Genomic DNA, 17,210 nt, shown 5'->3' on the forward strand with positions numbered 1-17,210 from the left:
TTATTAGAAGAACCCGTTAATTCTCCACTGCTGCAAGCCAGCTTGGGAGAGTGCTGGTTCCAGAATTAGCCAGGACTATTTATGGCCGAAAACTCTCGTGAGTGGCTACTGGAAATGACGGATATCAGTAAGTCGTTTCCCGGCGTAAAGGCATTAGACAAAGTGAATTTACGCGTACGTCCAAACTCCATTCATGCACTAATGGGGGAGAACGGCGCCGGAAAATCCACCTTATTAAAATGCCTGTTTGGCATTTATAAAAAAGACTCCGGCAGTATTCTGTTTCAGGGGCAGGAAGTCGATTTCAAAAGTTCCAAAGAGGCGTTGGAGCAGGGCGTTTCGATGGTACATCAGGAACTGAACCTGGTATTGCAACGTACCGTGATGGACAACATGTGGCTGGGGCGCTATCCCACCAAAGGGCTGTTTGTCGATCAGGACAAGATGTACAAAGACACCAAGGAAATTTTCGACGAACTGGATATTGATATCGATCCCCGAGCCAAAGTCGGCACGCTGTCGGTATCCCAGATGCAGATGATCGAAATTGCCAAGGCGTTCTCCTACAACGCTAAAATTGTGATTATGGATGAGCCAACCTCTTCTCTGACCGAGAAAGAGGTGAATCATCTGTTCACCATTATCCGTAAGCTGAAAGAGCGTGGCTGCGGCATCGTGTATATCTCGCACAAGATGGAAGAGATCTTCCAGCTATGCGATGAAATCACCATTCTGCGCGACGGCCAATGGATCGCCACCCAGCCGCTGGAAGGGCTGGATATGGACAAGATTATCTCAATGATGGTTGGGCGTTCGCTGAGCCAGCGTTTCCCCGATCGTCAGAATACGCCGGGTGAGGTGATTTTAGAGGTGAAAGGCCTGACCTCTTTGCACCAGCCTTCGATCCGCGATATCTCCTTTGATCTGCATCAGGGAGAGATCCTGGGCATTGCCGGGCTGGTGGGCGCCAAGCGCACCGACATTGTGGAAACCCTGTTTGGCATCCGCGAAAAGGTGGCCGGCACCATCAAGCTGCACGGTAAAAATATCAACAATAACAGTGCTAACGAAGCCATCAACCACGGTTTTGCCCTGGTGACGGAAGAGCGTCGTTCCACCGGTATTTATGCTTACCTGAATATTGGCTTTAACTCGTTGATTGCCAATATTCGCCAATACAAAAACAAGATGGGCCTGCTGGATAATAACCGGATGAAAAGCGACACCCAATGGGTGATCGATGCCATGCGGGTGAAAACGCCGGGCCACCATACCAATATCGGTTCGCTTTCCGGCGGTAATCAGCAAAAGGTGATCATTGGCCGCTGGCTACTGACACAGCCGGAAATCCTGATGATGGATGAGCCAACGCGCGGTATCGACGTGGGGGCCAAGTTTGAAATTTACCAGTTAATGACCGAATTGGCGAAGAAGGGCAAGGGGATCATTATAATCTCTTCCGAAATGCCGGAGCTTTTGGGAATTACCGACAGAATATTGGTGATGAGTAATGGTCAGGTTGCGGGCATTGTGAATACCAAACAGACCTCGCAAAATGAAATATTGCGGCTAGCCTCCTTGCATCTTTAAGGATCGTAATTATGAGCGCACTGAATAAAAAAACCTTGTTCACCTATTTTAAAGAGGGTGGCATTTATCTGGTCCTGTTGGTGTTACTGGCGATTATTATTATCCAGGACCCCACCTTTTTAAGCCTGATGAACCTGAGTAATATCCTGACCCAATCCTCGGTGCGTATTATCATTGCGCTGGGCGTGGCCGGGCTGATCGTCACGCAGGGGACAGACCTTTCCGCCGGGCGTCAGGTAGGGTTGGCAGCGGTAATTGCCGCGACCCTGCTGCAATCGATGGATAACGTCAACAAAGTGTTCCCGCATATGGAAACCTGGTCGATCCCGCTGGTGATCTTGCTGGTTTGCGCCGTGGGCGCGGTGATTGGCCTGGTCAACGGCTTGATTATTGCCTATCTCAACGTGACGCCGTTTATCACCACGTTGGGCACCATGATCATCGTGTATGGGATTAACTCCCTGTATTACGATTACGTGGGGGCTTCACCGGTGGCCGGTTTCGATCCGAAATTCTCCACCTTTGCCCAAGGGTTCTTGCGATTCGGTGACTTCAAGCTGTCCTATATCACCTTCTACGCCATTATTGCGATCGCCTTTGTCTGGGTGCTGTGGAATAAAACCCGCTTCGGCAAGAATATCTTCGCCATCGGTGGTAACCCGGAAGCGGCGAAAGTCTCTGGCGTCAACGTTCCGCTGAACCTGATCATGATTTATGCGCTGTCCGGGGTGTTCTATGCCTTTGGCGGTTTACTGGAGGCGGGCCGTATCGGTAGTGCCACTAACAACCTCGGCTTTATGTATGAACTGGATGCAATCGCGGCCTGTGTGGTCGGCGGGGTGTCGTTCGCCGGTGGGGTAGGTACGGTGCTGGGCGTGGTGACCGGGGTGATCATCTTTACCGTCATCAACTACGGCCTGACCTATATCGGCGTGAACCCTTACTGGCAGTACATCATCAAGGGTAGCATTATCATCTTCGCGGTAGCGCTGGACTCCCTGAAGTACGCCAAGAAAAAATAAGTCTGTTTTGCGCTTTACGATAACGGCCAGCATCTGCTGGCCGTTTTGCTTTTGCTATGTAACACGGCAGATATGCCATCTTACTGTTATTCCATTCGTCGCTGTTCCCCCTCACCCCAACCCTCTCCCCAAAAAGGAGAGGGGGCAGAACGGAGCTGCGTTCAGGGACAGGAGTTTATTTGTGGCCATGACGCATTCGGTGTTGTGGTCAGACGCAGGAGTTAATCTGTGGCACGTACGGTCCCCTCTCCCCAAAAAGGAAAGGGGGCAGTACGGAGCTGCGTTCAGGCACAAGAGTTTATCTGTGGCCATGTTGTGCTCGCTTACGCATTCAGTGTTGTGGTCAGGCGCAGGAGCCAATCTGTGGCACGTACAGTCCCCTCTCCCTGTGGGAGAGGGCTAGGGTGAGGGGCAATCGCTGGAGCGTGAGGTGAACTCAGCTCTTTTTCTGCTGCTGGGCCTTAAGCTTCTCCGCCGTCAGCTTGTGCTCCAGCTCTACCAACTGCTCCGGCGACACCGCCGGGTAACCCGGTGCATCTTCCGGCACCTTGTGCATCGCAGATATCGGGATTAATGGGCCAAGGAAGCGGGGCTCACGCTTGAGGATATACAGATCGGTCAGGGCACCCAGGCGAGCAAAGATCTCGCGCACGCGCACCGTCATCATATTTTTTGGCGAAGGTACCGCATAGCATTGCGCCTGGATACCCATATGCAGGGCGATAAATAGGGCGCGCTCGCAGTGGAATCGCTGGGTGATGATGATGAAGTCGTTGGTATCGAACACCTTGCGCGTACGGACAATGGAGTCGAGGGTACGGAAACCGGCATAGTCGAGCACGATATCGCTAGGCGCAACGCCAGCGGCCAGCAGATCGCGGCGCATGGTCATCGGTTCGTTGTAGCTTTGCTGGGCATTATCGCCGCTCAGTAGCAGGTACTTCACCTTGCCGCTGTTATAGGCGTTGATCGCCCCTTGAATACGGTAGCGGTAATATTGGTTAAGCACTCCGGTACGGTAATATTTGGAGGTGCCAAGCACCACCCCCACCTGACGGTGTGGTAGCGTTTGCATTTCTTCGTAAATATAAGGCGCGGTTTTCCAGCTTATCCAGCGATCGAGCGCGATAGCCGACAGCATCAGCACCGAAATGATGATGAACAGGCTAATTATCAGGCGTTTCCACATGTTGATGCCTTGCGCGAACGAGGGCTAAAGTAAGACTCAAGGCTACTTTACCTGCCCGGCAGACGCAAGCAATGAGCCGTTTACCGCAGGTGTTACGCTGCATTTTTCAGCAAAATCTGGTCTTGGCGTGATAACCGGGCCTGACTAACAGGCCCGGTGAGGAACTTAGAACGAGGTACGCTTGTAGATACGATACTGCGGACGCCAGAAGTTATGCTCGATGGCTTTAGACAACGCCTCTTCCGACGTCACCACAGCTACACCCTGCAACTGAGCAGCTTTGCCCACTTCCATCGCGATGCATTTGGATACGCCTTGAATATCATCGATATTCGGCAGTAGTGCGCCGTGGCCGTCGGTAGCCAGCGGAGAACAGTCGGCCAGGGCTCGGCTGGCGGCCATCAGCATGGCATCGGTGACCCGTTTTGCCCCAGCAGCCAATACGCCAAGGCCAATCCCTGGGAAGATATAGGAGTTGTTGCACTGGGCAATCGGGAACAGCTGGTCTTTATAGGTTACCGGTGAGAACGGGCTACCAGTGGCGACCAGTGCAGCACCGTCGGTCCAGTTGATGATATCTTCTGGCCGGGCTTCCACGCGGGAGGTTGGGTTGGACAGCGGCATCACGATCGGACGCGGGCAATGCTTGTGCATCTCACGGATCAGTTCTTCGGTAAACAGCCCCGGCTGGCCAGAGACGCCGATCAGCACGGTCGGCTTGGCGTTGCGCACTACTTCCAGCAGGGAGATCGCATCGCTTTCCACCTGCCATTGATCCAGATTGGCACTTTTCTGCACCAGCTTGCTCTGGAAATCGAGCAGGTTCGGCAGCTTATCCGTCAGCAGGCCAAAACGGTCAACCATAAACACGCGAGAGCGGGCTTCTTCTTCGCTCAGCCCTTCGGATTTCATCTGGGCGATGATCTGTTCGGCAATCCCACAGCCTGCGGAACCTGCCCCCAGGAAGGCGACGGTTTGATCGCGCAGTTGGCTGCCAGCGGCACGGCTGGCGGCGATCAGGCTGCCCAGCGTCACTGCGGCGGTGCCTTGAATATCGTCGTTAAAGCAGCACAGCTCATCACGATAACGATTAAGCAGCGGCGTGGCGTTATTCTGGGCAAAATCTTCAAACTGCAACAGCACGTTCGGCCAACGACGTTTCACCGCCTGGATGAACTCTTCCACAAAGGCGTGATATTCGTCGCCAGAAATACGTGGATGACGCCACCCCATATAGAGCGGATCGTTCAGGCGCTGCGGGTTGTTGGTGCCCACGTCCAGCACCACCGGCAAGGTATAGGCCGGGCTGATGCCGCCACAGGCTGTGTACAGAGAGAGCTTACCGATAGGAATACCCATGCCCCCGATGCCCTGGTCGCCTAGGCCAAGGATGCGTTCCCCGTCGGTGACCACAATCACCTTAACGTTCTGCTTGGTGGCGTTTTGCAGCATATCGTCGATGCGATCGCGGTTCGGGTAGGAGATAAACAGCCCACGTGCGCGGCGATAGATGTCAGAGAAATGCTCGCAGGCTTCGCCCACGGTTGGCGTATAGATGATGGGCATCATCTCGCTCAGGTGCGAATCCAGCAGGCGATAGAACAGCGTTTCGTTGGTGTCCTGGATATTGCGCAGGTAGATGTGCTTGTCGTTATCGTTCTTGAAATCCTGATACTGACGGTAAGCGCGTTCCACCTGTTCTTCGATGGTTTCTATCGCTTCCGGCAGCAGGCCGTGCAGGTTGAAGTTACTGCGTTCTTCTTCGGAAAAGGCGCTGCCTTTGTTCAGCAACGGGAATTCCAACAGAATGGGGCCAGCGTAGGGGATGTAGAGAGGGCGTTTGCTTTCGTATTCCAGTTCCATCAGTTTCTACTCTTTGCCTAGGGTAAGCTTTATTACTGCCGATCCTAAGATATCGGCAAAATATGTACAGCATTTGTTAGTAAATAATGAGGAATTGTCGCTTGTTGCTGGTTTTTTAGCCGGATTGCGGCGGAGCACGGTGGCTCCGCCTGAGGGATCAGAAGGTCACGCGTTGGACGTCTTCGCAGCCCAAGGCCGCCAGGGTGGCGCGGGTGGCATCCCACTGGGTCAGGATTGCGCCTTCCGCTTCGGCCAATACGGCACGGCGTACTTTCTGGCAATCACCACCGGAGACATTCATCAGGATCAGTGCGGCCTGCAATGGCGGCAGGCTAGGGTTGAACGCGGCGTTTTCTGCATAGCGGCCAGCGTAAACCTTGCCGTCTTCGGCTTCCAGCGCTACGCCGCTATGGGCGGTGCTGTAAGGGGCATGGCTGCGGTTGGCGGCATCCAGAGCCGCTTTCGCCAGTTCATCATCCAGCGTCAGCTGGAAGCCGTGATCGACCGGATCCATCAGCAACTCGCTGATTTGCAGATCTTTCGGGCCGAAGGAGTAAGGCAGGTAATCACCCAGAGTGGCGGTTGCCCGTGCAGGCAAATGGATCTCCAACTCGGTGCCGCTGTTAAGCTCATTCATAAACTGGCGGCAGTGGCCGCAAGGCGAGTAGTTGACGGTGACCGCGACCAGCTTGGCTTCGCCGCGCAGCCAGGCATGCGTGACAGCGCACTGTTCCGCGTGCACGGTTTGTTGCATAGGTGCACCACGGAATTCCATGTTGCCACCAAAATACCAGTTGCCGCTGACGCCACGCGCCACCGCCCCAACGTGGAAATGCGAAATCGGCGTTAACGAGCAGGCCGCCGCCAATGGCAGCAGAGCAAAGGCCAGAGCATCGTCATCCAACCCGCACTGTTGCTTGATCGCCGCAATCTGCTCGGCCTTGAACATGGCTGCGAAATCAGGCGCATCTAAATAGGGCAGCAGGGCGGATTGCAAGGCCGCAGGCAATTCGCTGTAGGCGGAGTGAAAGCGAGAATGCATAAGGAAGTCTCTCTACAAGTTAACGGGTTAACATTCTAGGCAACCGGCCCACAACAAAATGTGACTTGTATCTATTTTTTAATGAAACAACTGCAATGAAACTTATAAATGCGAGATGTATCGCAGGTTTTTAGCCGTTAACCAAACAGCCGCAGCAGTATCGGGAATACGAACGGCGCGGTCAGCGAAGTGATAATCCCGCAGATAACCAGAGCCAGCGAACTGAATGCGCCCTGTTGGTAATCCATTTCTACGCAGCGTGCTGTACCCAACGCATGCGAGGCGGTCCCCATCGCCAAACCGCGCGATGAATTGGTGTTGATCCGTAACAGGCCAAGCAGCGAATGGCCGAAAACCGCCCCCAGAATTCCGACAAAAATCACGCACACCGCGCTGATGGCCGGGATGCCGCCAATCGACTCGGCTACCGCCATGGCTATTGGGGTCGTCACCGACTTTGGCAAGATCGAGGCGGCAATTTCAGGTTTGGCCCCCATCAGCAGGGCAATGGCACCGCCGCTGATCATCGCGGTCATGCTGCCAATAAAGCAGACGGTGATGATGGATTTCCAACGCGCGCGGATCTGATGGATCTGCTCGTATAGCGGAAAAGCAAGGGCGACCACCGCCGGTTGCAGCAGATCGTTGAGGATTTTGCTGCCTTGAAAATAGCGTTCATAAGGAATGCCGGTCAGCAACAGCAGCGGGATAATCACCGCCATCGAGACCAATAATGGGTTCAGCAATGGCATGTTGAGCTTTTGCGCCAGCTTGCGTGCCGCGTAAAATACCACCAGGGTCAGCGGCAAGGACCACCAGATATTTTGCATCATTGTTCATCCTCCGCATTTTTTGCTTTACCGAGGATGGGACGCTCGCGATGGAAGTAATGTGAAGTATAGCCAACCACCACAAACACCAGCAGCGTACTGATCAGGCAAGACACGATCAGCGGAGCCAGATCGTCAACTATCTGGTCGTAATACTTCATGATGCCGACGCCGATTGGCACGAACAGCAGCACCATATAACGGATAAACAGATGGCAGCCAGGCTTGACCCATTTGGCCGGTAAAATTTGTGAGGAGAGCAAGGCAAACAGGATCAACATCCCGATAATGCTGCCGGGGATGGCGATCGGCAGCAGCGCCGCAATGGCGTTACCGGCGAACAGGCTGAGGTAGATCAGCACGATCGCCCTGACATATTTCCAACACAGGTTAAATAGGTTGCCCATAGTGCATTCTCGTTGATGTTGACGCATTCATCATACAATTAAACTGTGAGCTACGCCACAAAACGCATCATGAATTCTCGCTATGCCTATCATGCCATTTTGGCAAGATTGTGGCCCACCTTAAGTGTAGCGGGCCAGGCTATTCCGCGCTGCTCAGGCTGGCAAGCGGCTTTTGCTGTTCCGCCAACCGGTGGCCGAGGAAGAAGAACAGCAGGCTGAACAACGCGGCGGCGATCAACACCAGGAACATTACCGGCGGTGGCGCATAGCTCAGCAGGAAACCGCACATCACCGGGTTGATGGCACCACCCAGATTACTCAGACTCTGTACGCCGTAATAGCTGCCTTTCAGGTGCGGCGGGGCGATAAAGTCGATAAACATATATTCAACCGGAATGACGATGATTTCCCCCAGGGTGAAAATCGCCATGGCCAGCACCCATAGCCATATCGAAAGCCCTGCCAGCATAAAGCCGATCAGCCCCAGGACGAAGAACAGCGTGCCCAGCATCAGCCAGCGCAACATGTTGTCCTGGCGCATACCGCGGCTCAGCAGATACTGCAGGGCGATCACGATGCAGGCGTTGACGATCATCACCACGCCAATCACTTTGTAAGCAAATTCGGCATCGCTAACGAGGATCAGATACTGCGACAGATAGCCGGTAAATTGGCCAAATACCACCGCGCCTAACGTGCTGCCAAGGGTGAAATAAATCAGCCGCCGATCGCCGCGCAGCACATTCAACGTCTGGCGGAAGTTGAGAACCGACGCTGGAGTGTTGCCGGTGTCTTCTATCGGTGGCGATGGATAGCTGCGCAGGCGGAAGCTCAGGGTTATCACAGTCAGTAACGCCAACCCGCCGGACAGGTAGAACGGCAGCAGTGGGCTGTAACCGGCTACCATCACGCCCAATGATGAGCCGACGGCCCAGCCAACGTTCACCAGCGTATAGTTGATCGAGAAGGCCTTGATACGCTGGTTTACCGGCAGCCAACTGGCAAAGCAGGCCTTGATGGCGATGCTGAGCACCGCATAGGCGGTATGTAAGATGGCCAGCACCAGGATAACGCCAGCGGGGTGCGAGACCCATGGGATAGCAAAAAAGCTCAGCGAAAATAGCAGGATGGCCAGCAGGATCAGCGGATTTTTATTAAAGCGATCGACCAGATAACCGCCATAAAAGCTGCTGATGATGCCGATAGTCAGGCTGACGCCCAAGATAATCCCCACGCTTTTCGGCAGCAGGTGGAAGTGCTCGGTCAGGTAAATGGTGATAAAGGGCAGCGTGACGCCACGGCCTATGGTCAGCACCAGCGAACTTGCCAGCAATATCTTAATCAGTGGGGGGAATCCCTTCATAACCAAACCTGTTGATGCATACAGTTATTACGTCAATGCAACTACAGTAGCGTATTTTGTGGTGCTGAGAAGGGGCGAACGGAAAAATTGTTTAAAAAAAAGAGGCTACGTCTGTAGCCCCTCGGTAAAACAGCATTATTTACCGGATTTGGCCTGCAGGGTGGCAAACCAGGGTTGGATGAAGTCTTCACTGCTGCCCCAGCCTGGAATAATTTTACCCAGCGAGGCTACGTTGATTGGACCAGTCTGGCTGACCAGCAAGGCTTGCGGGATGGCGGCGGCTTTAAACTGATAGGTGGCTGGCGTTGGCTCGCCCGCCAGCTTGTTGGCAATCAGGCGCAGGTTGACGGCTCCGATCAGCTTGGTATCTACCGCGACGCTGACCTTCCACGGGCTACCGGCTTCGCGCATCAGTTGCAGATCCTGGTTGGAGATATCGATGCTGTAAAGCTTGATCTCGGTGCGGCCATTTTCTTGCAGCGCCTTATAGGCTCCCTGGCTGAAGGCATCCCAGGTGCCCCAGATGGCATCGATTTTACCTTTCGGGTATTTGGCTAGCACCGCCCCCACTTTATTGGCGGTATCGCCCTGAACGTCGGAGGAAACTGCCCCGATTGATTCCAACTCATGAATGCCCGGGTTTTGCTTGAGCAATTGCTGGTAAGCGGCCTGGCGGCGCTCCATCGGCGGGAAGCCTGCAACCCACAGTTTGATAATGTTGGCCTTGCCGTCGAAGTCTTTAATCAGTTGGCCGAAGGATTCATTGGCCAGCGAGGCATCATCCTGTTGGGAAACGGTGACGCCGGGGATCTCGCCGCTAACGTCGGTATCAAAGGCTGACACCGCGATACCTGCCGCGGCGATGCGCTTAACGAGATCGGTGGAATAGGGCGCGCGGCCTTGAGAAAGAATGATACCGTCATATTTCTGGCTGATGGCCTGGTTAACGAAGTCCTGAAAGCGCGCGTCATCGCCGTTGCTCAGGAAGGTATCGACCTTGAAACCGAGCTTGCGCCCCTCCTGGATGGCTCCGGCCAAAAACTGGGTGGTGTTGTCATCGGAACCCAGGTTACGGATCACCGCCACACGGATCTGCCCTTGATGCTGAGCAATAGCGTCAGGAACGGGGGCAAGCGTGGCTTCAGCGGCCAGCAGGGACTGGCTGGTCAGCAGGCTGAGGGCGAGCAGTGAGGTCTTTATCGTTTTCATTATTGGCTCCGAAGCAGGTGAAGAGTTCCCGTTAAAATTGGATGTTTAGATATCTTTCTGTCTAGACGTCTATTTAGTGCAATGCAGCATCATAACCAGATGCCTGGCAATTGGGAATCCGCCGGCTTATGAATTTTTCTCAGGTGATATAACGATTGGTTTGGATGGGGTGCGCAGTTTTGGCAGGAACCGGGAGATCGACGGTGCTGGTGGCGCTAATCTTGGCTGATGAAGAGTGCAATCACGCTGATTAAGGCGCGCCGTTTAAGATCTGATATGACAGAGGCAGAACAAGCTTTGTGGCTGCAGCTGCGCGATCGCCGCTTGGCTGGGTTTAAGTTCCGACGGCAATTTCCGGTTGGGCCTTTCTTTGCCGATTTCGCGTGTTGGCAGGCGAAGCTGATTGTTGAGCTGGATGGTGGTCAGCATTCGGGGCAGGTGGCTTATGATCAGCAGCGCACCTATTTTCTAGAGCAGCAAGGTTTTACCGTGATTCGTTTTTGGAATGATGAGGTTTTACTTAATTGGGAGGGGGTGAGACAGGTGATTTTATGGCATTTGCAGGATCGTGTTTCCCCTCATTCTAGCTTCTGAGATACCCCTCACCCCAACCCTCTCCCGTAGGGCGAGGGGGCTGCGCGGAGCATATAATTAGTCCGTGCTGCTTCGGGAAGAAATAAATAAGAAGAAAGGCAGGTATGACTAGATCGTAAAGAAATGAATCAGAAGAAAGGTTGGGTATGACTCAGAGAAATCAACGAACTCGATAGGTATTACTAGATCGTAAAGAAATGAATAAGAAGAAAGGAAGGGTATGACTCAGCAAAATCAACGAACTCGATCAGTCCCCTCTCCCTGTGGGAGAGGGTTAGGGTGAGGGGACTTTTCTCGATATTACAGAAGCTTACTTAACTTGCATACCAGGCTGTGCGCCGCTGTCCGGGCTGAGCAGGAAGATCTCCTTGCCGCCAGGGCCAGCCGCCATCACCATCCCTTCGGAAACGCCAAAGCGCATTTTACGCGGCGCCAGGTTGGCCACCATAATCGTCAAACGCCCTTCCAGCAGTGAAGGATCAGGGTAGGCAGAGCGAATACCGGAGAAGATCTGGCGTGATTCGCCACCCAGATCCAACTGCAGCTTCAGCAGCTTGTCAGAACCTTCAACAAACTCGGCGCTCTTGATCAGCGCGATACGCATATCGACTTTGGCGAAATCATCAAAGCTGATGGTGTCCTGGATCGGATCGTCCGCCAGCGGTCCGCTGACAACCTTCTGGCTGGCGGCCAGATCTTCTTTTGATGCATTGACCATTTCATTCACTTTGTCGAGATCGATACGGTTGAACAACGCCTTGAAGGTGCTCACCTGATGGCCCAGCAGCGGCTGCTCAATGCCATCCCAGCTCAGTTCGCAGTTGAGGAACGCTTCGGCACGTTCGGTCAACGCAGGCAGAACCGGCTTCAGGTAGGTCATCAGCACGCGGAACAGGTTGATGCCCATCGAACAGATAGCTTGCAGATCGGCGTCTCGGCCTTCTTCTTTCGCCACTACCCAAGGAGCCTGCTCATCGACATAGCGGTTGGCCAGATCGGCCAGCGCCATGATTTCGCGGATCGCCCGGCTGGTTTCACGGCTGGCATAGGCCTGCGCAATGCTGGTGGCAGCATCCACAAAGGTCTGGTACAGCGCAGGGTCGGCCAGGTGGTCGGCTAACTTCCCGGCAAAACGCTTGTTGATAAAGCCAGCGTTACGGGAAGCCAGGTTGACCACTTTGTTCACGATATCGGCATTCACGCGCTGCACGAAGTCTTCCAGATTCAGGTCGATATCGTCGATGCGTGAAGAGAGCTTGGCGGCGTAGTAATAACGCAGGCAATCGGCATCCAGGTGCTTGAGGTAGGTACCAGCTTTAATGAAGGTGCCGCGCGACTTGGACATCTTGGCGCCGTTCACCGTCACATAGCCGTGCACAAACAGGCTGGTTGGCTTGCGGAAATCGCTGCCTTCCAACATTGCTGGCCAGAACAGGCTGTGGAAGTAGACGATATCCTTACCGATGAAGTGATACAGCTCGGTAGTGGAGTCTTTACGCCAGAACTCGTCGAAATCCAGATCGCCGCGTTTATCGCACAGGTTCTTGAACGAGCCCATGTAACCGATTGGCGCATCCAGCCAGACGTAGAAATATTTGCCTGGGGCATCCGGAATTTCGAAGCCGAAATACGGCGCATCGCGGGAGATATCCCACTGTTGCAGGCCGGATTCGAACCATTCCTGCATCTTGTTTGCCACCTGCTCTTGTAGCGCGCCGGAGCGTGTCCAGGCTTGCAGCATGTCGCTGAAAGCGGGAAGGTCGAAGAAGTAGTGCTCAGAATCACGCATTTCCGGGGTAGCGCCGGAAACCACGGATTTAGGGTCGATCAGCTCGGTTGGGCTGTAGGTTGCGCCACAAACTTCGCAGTTATCGCCATATTGATCCGGAGATTTACATTTCGGGCAGGTACCCTTCACAAAACGATCCGGCAGGAACATGCCTTTCTCAGGATCGTAAAGCTGAGAAATGGTGCGTCGCTTGATATGACCGTTCTCTTTCAAGCGGCCATAGATGATACCTGACAGTTCACGGTTTTCTTCGCTATGGGTCGAATGATAATTCTCATAGCTGATGCCAAAACCGGCGAAATCCTGTTGGTGCTCGCGGCTCATTTCCGCGATCATCTCTTCTGGCGGGATACCCATCTGCTGTGCTTTGAGCATGATTGGCGTACCGTGCGCGTCATCCGCACAGATGAAATGAACTTCGTTGCCGCGCATTCGTTGGTAACGAACCCAGATATCTGCCTGGATGTGCTCGAGCATGTGGCCGAGATGGATGGAACCATTTGCGTACGGTAGCGCGCACGTCACCAATAATTTTTTCGCGACTTGAGCCATAATGAAAAGTTGCTTTCTTTAATGAGTGAAAAGGGTCTTTGATGTTACCCGATCGCGCTCTCTGCTGCTAGGGCGGTTTCTTTCGGGTTATACGAGCGAGTTACCCTGCAGTTCTGATATGCTTATCGGGTTGCTACCCATTCAAAATCAAGGAGCCGGGATGAACGCCAAATCCCCTGAGCAGACCAACCCTGAAGTTCTGCGCGCCCTGGTGACCGGAGTATTGGCCGCCTTCGAACACCCGACGTTAAAAAACAACCTGACCGCACTGAAAGCCATTCACCACTGTACGCTGCTGGACAATGTCCTGCATATCGAGTTAGTCATGCCGTTTGCCTGGCAAAGTGGGTTTGAGGCGCTGAAAGAATCGGTAAGCGCCGAACTGCTGCGCGTGACCGGCGTTCAGGCTATCGAATGGAAGCTGAAGCACGATATCACCACCTTGAAACGCGCCAACGACCAGGCCGGGGTGAAGGGTGTGCGTAACATTATTGCCGTCAGCTCAGGCAAAGGCGGGGTGGGGAAATCCAGCACCGCGGTCAACCTGGCGCTGGCGCTGATCGCCGAAGGTGCCAAAGTGGGTATCCTGGATGCGGACATTTATGGCCCGTCGATCCCCAACATGCTGGGCACTGAACATGAACGCCCAACCTCGCCGGACGGACAGCATATGGCTCCGATCATGGCGCACGGTTTAGCGACCAACTCTATCGGCTACCTGGTGACCGACGACAACGCCATGGTGTGGCGCGGGCCGATGGCCAGCAAGGCGCTGCTGCAACTGTTGCAGGATACGCTGTGGCCGGATCTGGATTATCTGGTACTGGATATGCCACCGGGGACCGGGGATATCCAACTGACCCTGTCGCAGAATATCCCGGTGACCGGTGCGCTGGTGGTGACGACGCCTCAGGATATCGCCTTGCTTGATGCCGCTAAAGGCATTGTGATGTTCGAAAAGGTGCATGTGCCGGTATTGGGCATCGTTGAGAACATGAGCATGCACGTGTGCAGCAACTGTGGTCATCACGAACCGATTTTCGGTACCGGTGGGGCAGAGAAGCTGGTGCAGAAATACCATAGCCGCCTGTTGGGGCAGATGCCGTTGCATATCTCGTTGCGAGAAGATCTGGATCGCGGGCAACCGACCGTGGTCAGCCGCCCGGACAGCGAGTTTGCCGAAATGTACCGTCAACTGGCGGGGCGCGTTGCGGCTCAGATGTACTGGCAGGGGGAAGCCATCCCTACCGAGATCTCCTTCCGCGCGCTCTAATCGCCCAGAATTACGTGCCCGCTTTGTCCCCTCACCCCAACCCTCTCCCACAGGGAGAGGGAGCTGATAGCCCCTGCTCTTTTGGAAGTAAGTAAGGTGATCAGGCAGCTCGACCGTCACTTTAACCAGGATGAGCAGGGTCAGTCAGCTGGTACTGATGAAGAATCACTACACTTTCAACCTAACTCGATCGGTTCCCTCTCCCTGTGGGAGAGGGTTAGGGTGAGGGGTCATTAACGACTCTGAGGTGCTGAAACCTGTGGTTTTTTGTGCAAATCAGCCCGCACAAAAGGTTTTTCTACTGGCGCAATAGTCACGGCAATCCTTTCCAGTAACCCCTGGGTCGGTGCTGCAGTGCCGGAATTGATCAGGACCAGGGGCAGCGCCAGCGTAACGGCAATTTTGCGGTAGGACAGCCGTGGTGGCTGCGTGCCACGTTGCAGCATTAAGAAGGTGCTGCTGACGATAAAGCCGAGTGCCAGGCCGGTGATCACCTCAGAAGTGGAATGGGCGTGTATCACCAAACGTGAATACCCTACCGCGGCGGCCAACAGATAGCCGACGATCACCGCGGTGCGCCTGACCGGCGACGAGAAACGCCCACAGAGCAACCACAGCAAAACCGGCCAGATACTGGCAGACAGGGCCGAGTGGCCGCTGAACCCGGTAAAATCCCATTGGCTGCTGCCGATACCCCAGCCCATAAACGCCAGCTTCGATACGCAAACTACGGCACCCACGCCGCCAAACAGCAGCATCCATTGCCAGGTCGGTTTTCTGCTGGTAGGGGACAGGAGTAAAATAATAAAGACGATGGCTGCGCAGGGCAGCAGCAGCATGCTGTCACCAAAGAATGTCAGGAAATGCCAGTTCATGTATGGTTTTACTCTAAGAAATAGGATCGAAGACGGTCTTGATGATGGCGTGAATTGTACCCTGAGTCGCCGATTTGCAGTAGCGTAAAAAATCTTAAATCCCCCGACAAAAGATACTCTGTATGTCAATTACGCCGGTTTGTGGGGATAATCTCCCGCCTTACCGTCTAAACGCTGGCGCCGAGAGCACTAACTCCCTATAATTGACCTGTTTTATACCCCCTTTCCCCACATATGAAATCAGGTCTTTAATTTTATGACTGACAAGTCGCATCAGTGCGTCATTATTGGTATAGCTGGCGCATCAGCCTCCGGAAAAAGCCTTATTGCCAGTACGTTATACCGCGAACTCCGCGATCAGGTTGGCGATCAACATATCGGTGTGATCCCGGAAGACAGTTACTACAAAGACCAGACGCACCTGACCATGGAAGAGCGGGTCAAAACCAACTATGACCACCCCAGCGCCATGGATCACAACCTGCTGTTCCAGCATCTGCAAATGCTGAAATCCGGCCAGGCGATTGAGTTACCGCTGTATAGCTACACCGAACATACGCGTAAGAAAGAGACGATCCATCTCGAACCCAAGAAAGTCATCATCCTGGAAGGGATCCTGTTATTGACGGATATCCGCCTGCGCCAGGAAATGAACTTCTCGATTTTTGTCGATACCCCACTGGATATTTGCCTGATGCGCCGCATGAAGCGCGACGTGAATGAGCGTGGCCGCTCCATGGATTCCGTAATGGCGCAGTACCAGAAAACCGTCCGCCCAATGTTCCTGCAGTTTATTGAGCCTTCAAAGCAATACGCCGATATTATCGTACCGCGCGGGGGTAAAAACCGTATCGCGATAGATATCCTGAAGGCAAAAATCAGCCAATTCTTTGAATAAGTCCTTAACAGGCCAGCCTGTTTTTGCTGGTCTTTAACGAACTATTTGAGTCCCGACATAGACCTTGAGCCCGTTGTGTGGCAATTTTCGTATAAGTTTATGCGCCTTGATGGAATGGAGAAAATAATGAGACTGTGCGACCGCGATATCGAAGCCTGGCTGGATAACGGAAAACTGGTGATTTCACCGCGTCCTCCCATTGAGCGCATTAACGGGGCCACAGTGGATGTCCGTCTGGGCAATCAGTTCCGCGTGTTCCGTGGCCATACCGCTGCGTTTATCGATCTCAGTGGCCCAAAGGATGAAGTGAGCGCCGCTCTAGACCGCGTAATGAGCGATGAAATCGTGCTGCCGGAAGGCGAAGCTTTCTTCCTCCATCCGGGTGAACTGGCGCTGGCGGTGACGCTGGAGTCGGTCACCATCCCCAACGATCTGGTTGGCTGGCTCGATGGCCGCTCTTCGTTAGCCCGCCTGGGATTGATGGTGCACGTTACCGCACACCGTATCGATCCAGGCTGGCAAGGCTGTATTGTGCTGGAGTTCTATAATTCAGGTAAGCTGCCGTTGGCACTACGCCCTGGCATGTTGATCGGTGCGCTGAGTTTTGAACCGCTTTCCGGGCCTGCGTCACGGCCATACAATAGCCGCCAGGACGCGAAATACAGGGATCAGCAAGGGGCCGTGGCCAGTCGTATTGACAAGGATTAACAGCGA

General features: G+C 54.0%; 15 protein-coding genes. 6 read left to right on the top strand and 9 right to left on the bottom strand.

Going from position 1 to position 17,210, the window contains the following annotated elements; translation table 11 throughout:
- Window positions 1–81: 81 nt before the first annotated feature.
- Window positions 82–1,590, top strand: a complete 1,509-nt coding sequence (gene mglA, locus KGP21_RS10320) for a galactose/methyl galactoside ABC transporter ATP-binding protein MglA (RefSeq protein WP_223501184.1) — start codon at window positions 82–84, stop codon at window positions 1,588–1,590.
- 11 nt (window positions 1,591–1,601) lie between these two features.
- Window positions 1,602–2,612, top strand: a complete 1,011-nt coding sequence (gene mglC, locus KGP21_RS10325; RefSeq protein ID WP_021805061.1) for a galactose/methyl galactoside ABC transporter permease MglC — start codon at window positions 1,602–1,604, stop codon at window positions 2,610–2,612.
- 436 nt (window positions 2,613–3,048) lie between these two features.
- On the opposite strand, the gene sanA is transcribed toward mglC, so the two are convergent.
- From sanA to KGP21_RS10360, 7 genes are all read right to left on the bottom strand, one after another.
- Complete coding sequence (sanA, locus tag KGP21_RS10330; protein ID WP_021805060.1) at window positions 3,049–3,801, bottom strand: outer membrane permeability protein SanA; 753 nt, start codon at window positions 3,799–3,801, stop codon at window positions 3,049–3,051.
- A gap of 165 nt (window positions 3,802–3,966) precedes the next feature.
- Complete coding sequence (locus KGP21_RS10335) at window positions 3,967–5,664, bottom strand: NAD-dependent malic enzyme (protein WP_021805059.1); 1,698 nt, start codon at window positions 5,662–5,664, stop codon at window positions 3,967–3,969.
- A gap of 157 nt (window positions 5,665–5,821) precedes the next feature.
- The gene (gene cdd, locus KGP21_RS10340) at window positions 5,822–6,706 is read right to left on the bottom strand and encodes a cytidine deaminase (RefSeq protein ID WP_202670744.1); all 885 of its coding nucleotides are present in this window, start codon (window positions 6,704–6,706) and stop codon (window positions 5,822–5,824) included.
- Window positions 6,707–6,843: 137 nt separating this feature from the next.
- The gene (locus KGP21_RS10345) at window positions 6,844–7,539 is read right to left on the bottom strand and encodes a CidB/LrgB family autolysis modulator (protein ID WP_021805057.1); all 696 of its coding nucleotides are present in this window, start codon (window positions 7,537–7,539) and stop codon (window positions 6,844–6,846) included.
- Window positions 7,536–7,943: a CidA/LrgA family protein gene (locus KGP21_RS10350; RefSeq protein ID WP_059200306.1), complete on the bottom strand. Its 408-nt coding sequence runs from the start codon at window positions 7,941–7,943 to the stop codon at window positions 7,536–7,538. The genes KGP21_RS10345 and KGP21_RS10350 overlap by 4 nt, the downstream gene beginning before the upstream one ends.
- Before the next feature lie 139 nt (window positions 7,944–8,082).
- On the bottom strand, window positions 8,083–9,306 hold the full coding sequence (locus tag KGP21_RS10355; protein WP_179249373.1) for an MFS transporter: 1,224 nt from the start codon (window positions 9,304–9,306) through the stop codon (window positions 8,083–8,085).
- Window positions 9,307–9,441: 135 nt separating this feature from the next.
- Complete coding sequence (locus KGP21_RS10360) at window positions 9,442–10,515, bottom strand: sugar ABC transporter substrate-binding protein (protein WP_223538046.1); 1,074 nt, start codon at window positions 10,513–10,515, stop codon at window positions 9,442–9,444.
- Between the two features lie 276 nt (window positions 10,516–10,791).
- Between KGP21_RS10360 and KGP21_RS10365 the strand changes: the two genes are divergently transcribed.
- Window positions 10,792–11,109, top strand: a complete 318-nt coding sequence (locus tag KGP21_RS10365; RefSeq protein ID WP_371822689.1) for an endonuclease domain-containing protein — start codon at window positions 10,792–10,794, stop codon at window positions 11,107–11,109.
- Window positions 11,110–11,419: 310 nt separating this feature from the next.
- Here the strand turns inward: KGP21_RS10365 and metG are convergent, their stop codons facing one another.
- On the bottom strand, window positions 11,420–13,450 hold the full coding sequence (metG, locus tag KGP21_RS10370; protein WP_037375050.1) for a methionine--tRNA ligase: 2,031 nt from the start codon (window positions 13,448–13,450) through the stop codon (window positions 11,420–11,422).
- Window positions 13,451–13,610: 160 nt separating this feature from the next.
- Between metG and apbC the strand changes: the two genes are divergently transcribed.
- On the top strand, window positions 13,611–14,723 hold the full coding sequence (apbC, locus tag KGP21_RS10375; RefSeq protein WP_021805051.1) for an iron-sulfur cluster carrier protein ApbC: 1,113 nt from the start codon (window positions 13,611–13,613) through the stop codon (window positions 14,721–14,723).
- 233 nt (window positions 14,724–14,956) lie between these two features.
- On the opposite strand, the gene KGP21_RS10380 is transcribed toward apbC, so the two are convergent.
- Window positions 14,957–15,598 carry a phosphatase PAP2 family protein gene (locus tag KGP21_RS10380; protein ID WP_223538048.1) on the bottom strand — a complete coding sequence of 214 codons (642 nt, stop codon included), beginning with the start codon at window positions 15,596–15,598 and terminating at the stop codon, window positions 14,957–14,959.
- A gap of 256 nt (window positions 15,599–15,854) precedes the next feature.
- Here KGP21_RS10380 and udk point away from each other — a divergent pair, with 256 nt between their 5' ends.
- Entirely contained in the window at window positions 15,855–16,496 is a 642-nt protein-coding gene (udk, locus tag KGP21_RS10385; RefSeq protein ID WP_021180590.1) for a uridine kinase, read from the top strand.
- A gap of 126 nt (window positions 16,497–16,622) precedes the next feature.
- Window positions 16,623–17,204, top strand: a complete 582-nt coding sequence (gene dcd, locus KGP21_RS10390) for a dCTP deaminase (protein ID WP_021805049.1) — start codon at window positions 16,623–16,625, stop codon at window positions 17,202–17,204.
- Window positions 17,205–17,210: the final 6 nt, after the last annotated feature.

The sequence above is a fragment of the Serratia sp. JSRIV004 genome (genome assembly GCF_019968705.1).
Lineage (GTDB): Bacteria > Pseudomonadota > Gammaproteobacteria > Enterobacterales > Enterobacteriaceae > Chania > Chania fonticola_B.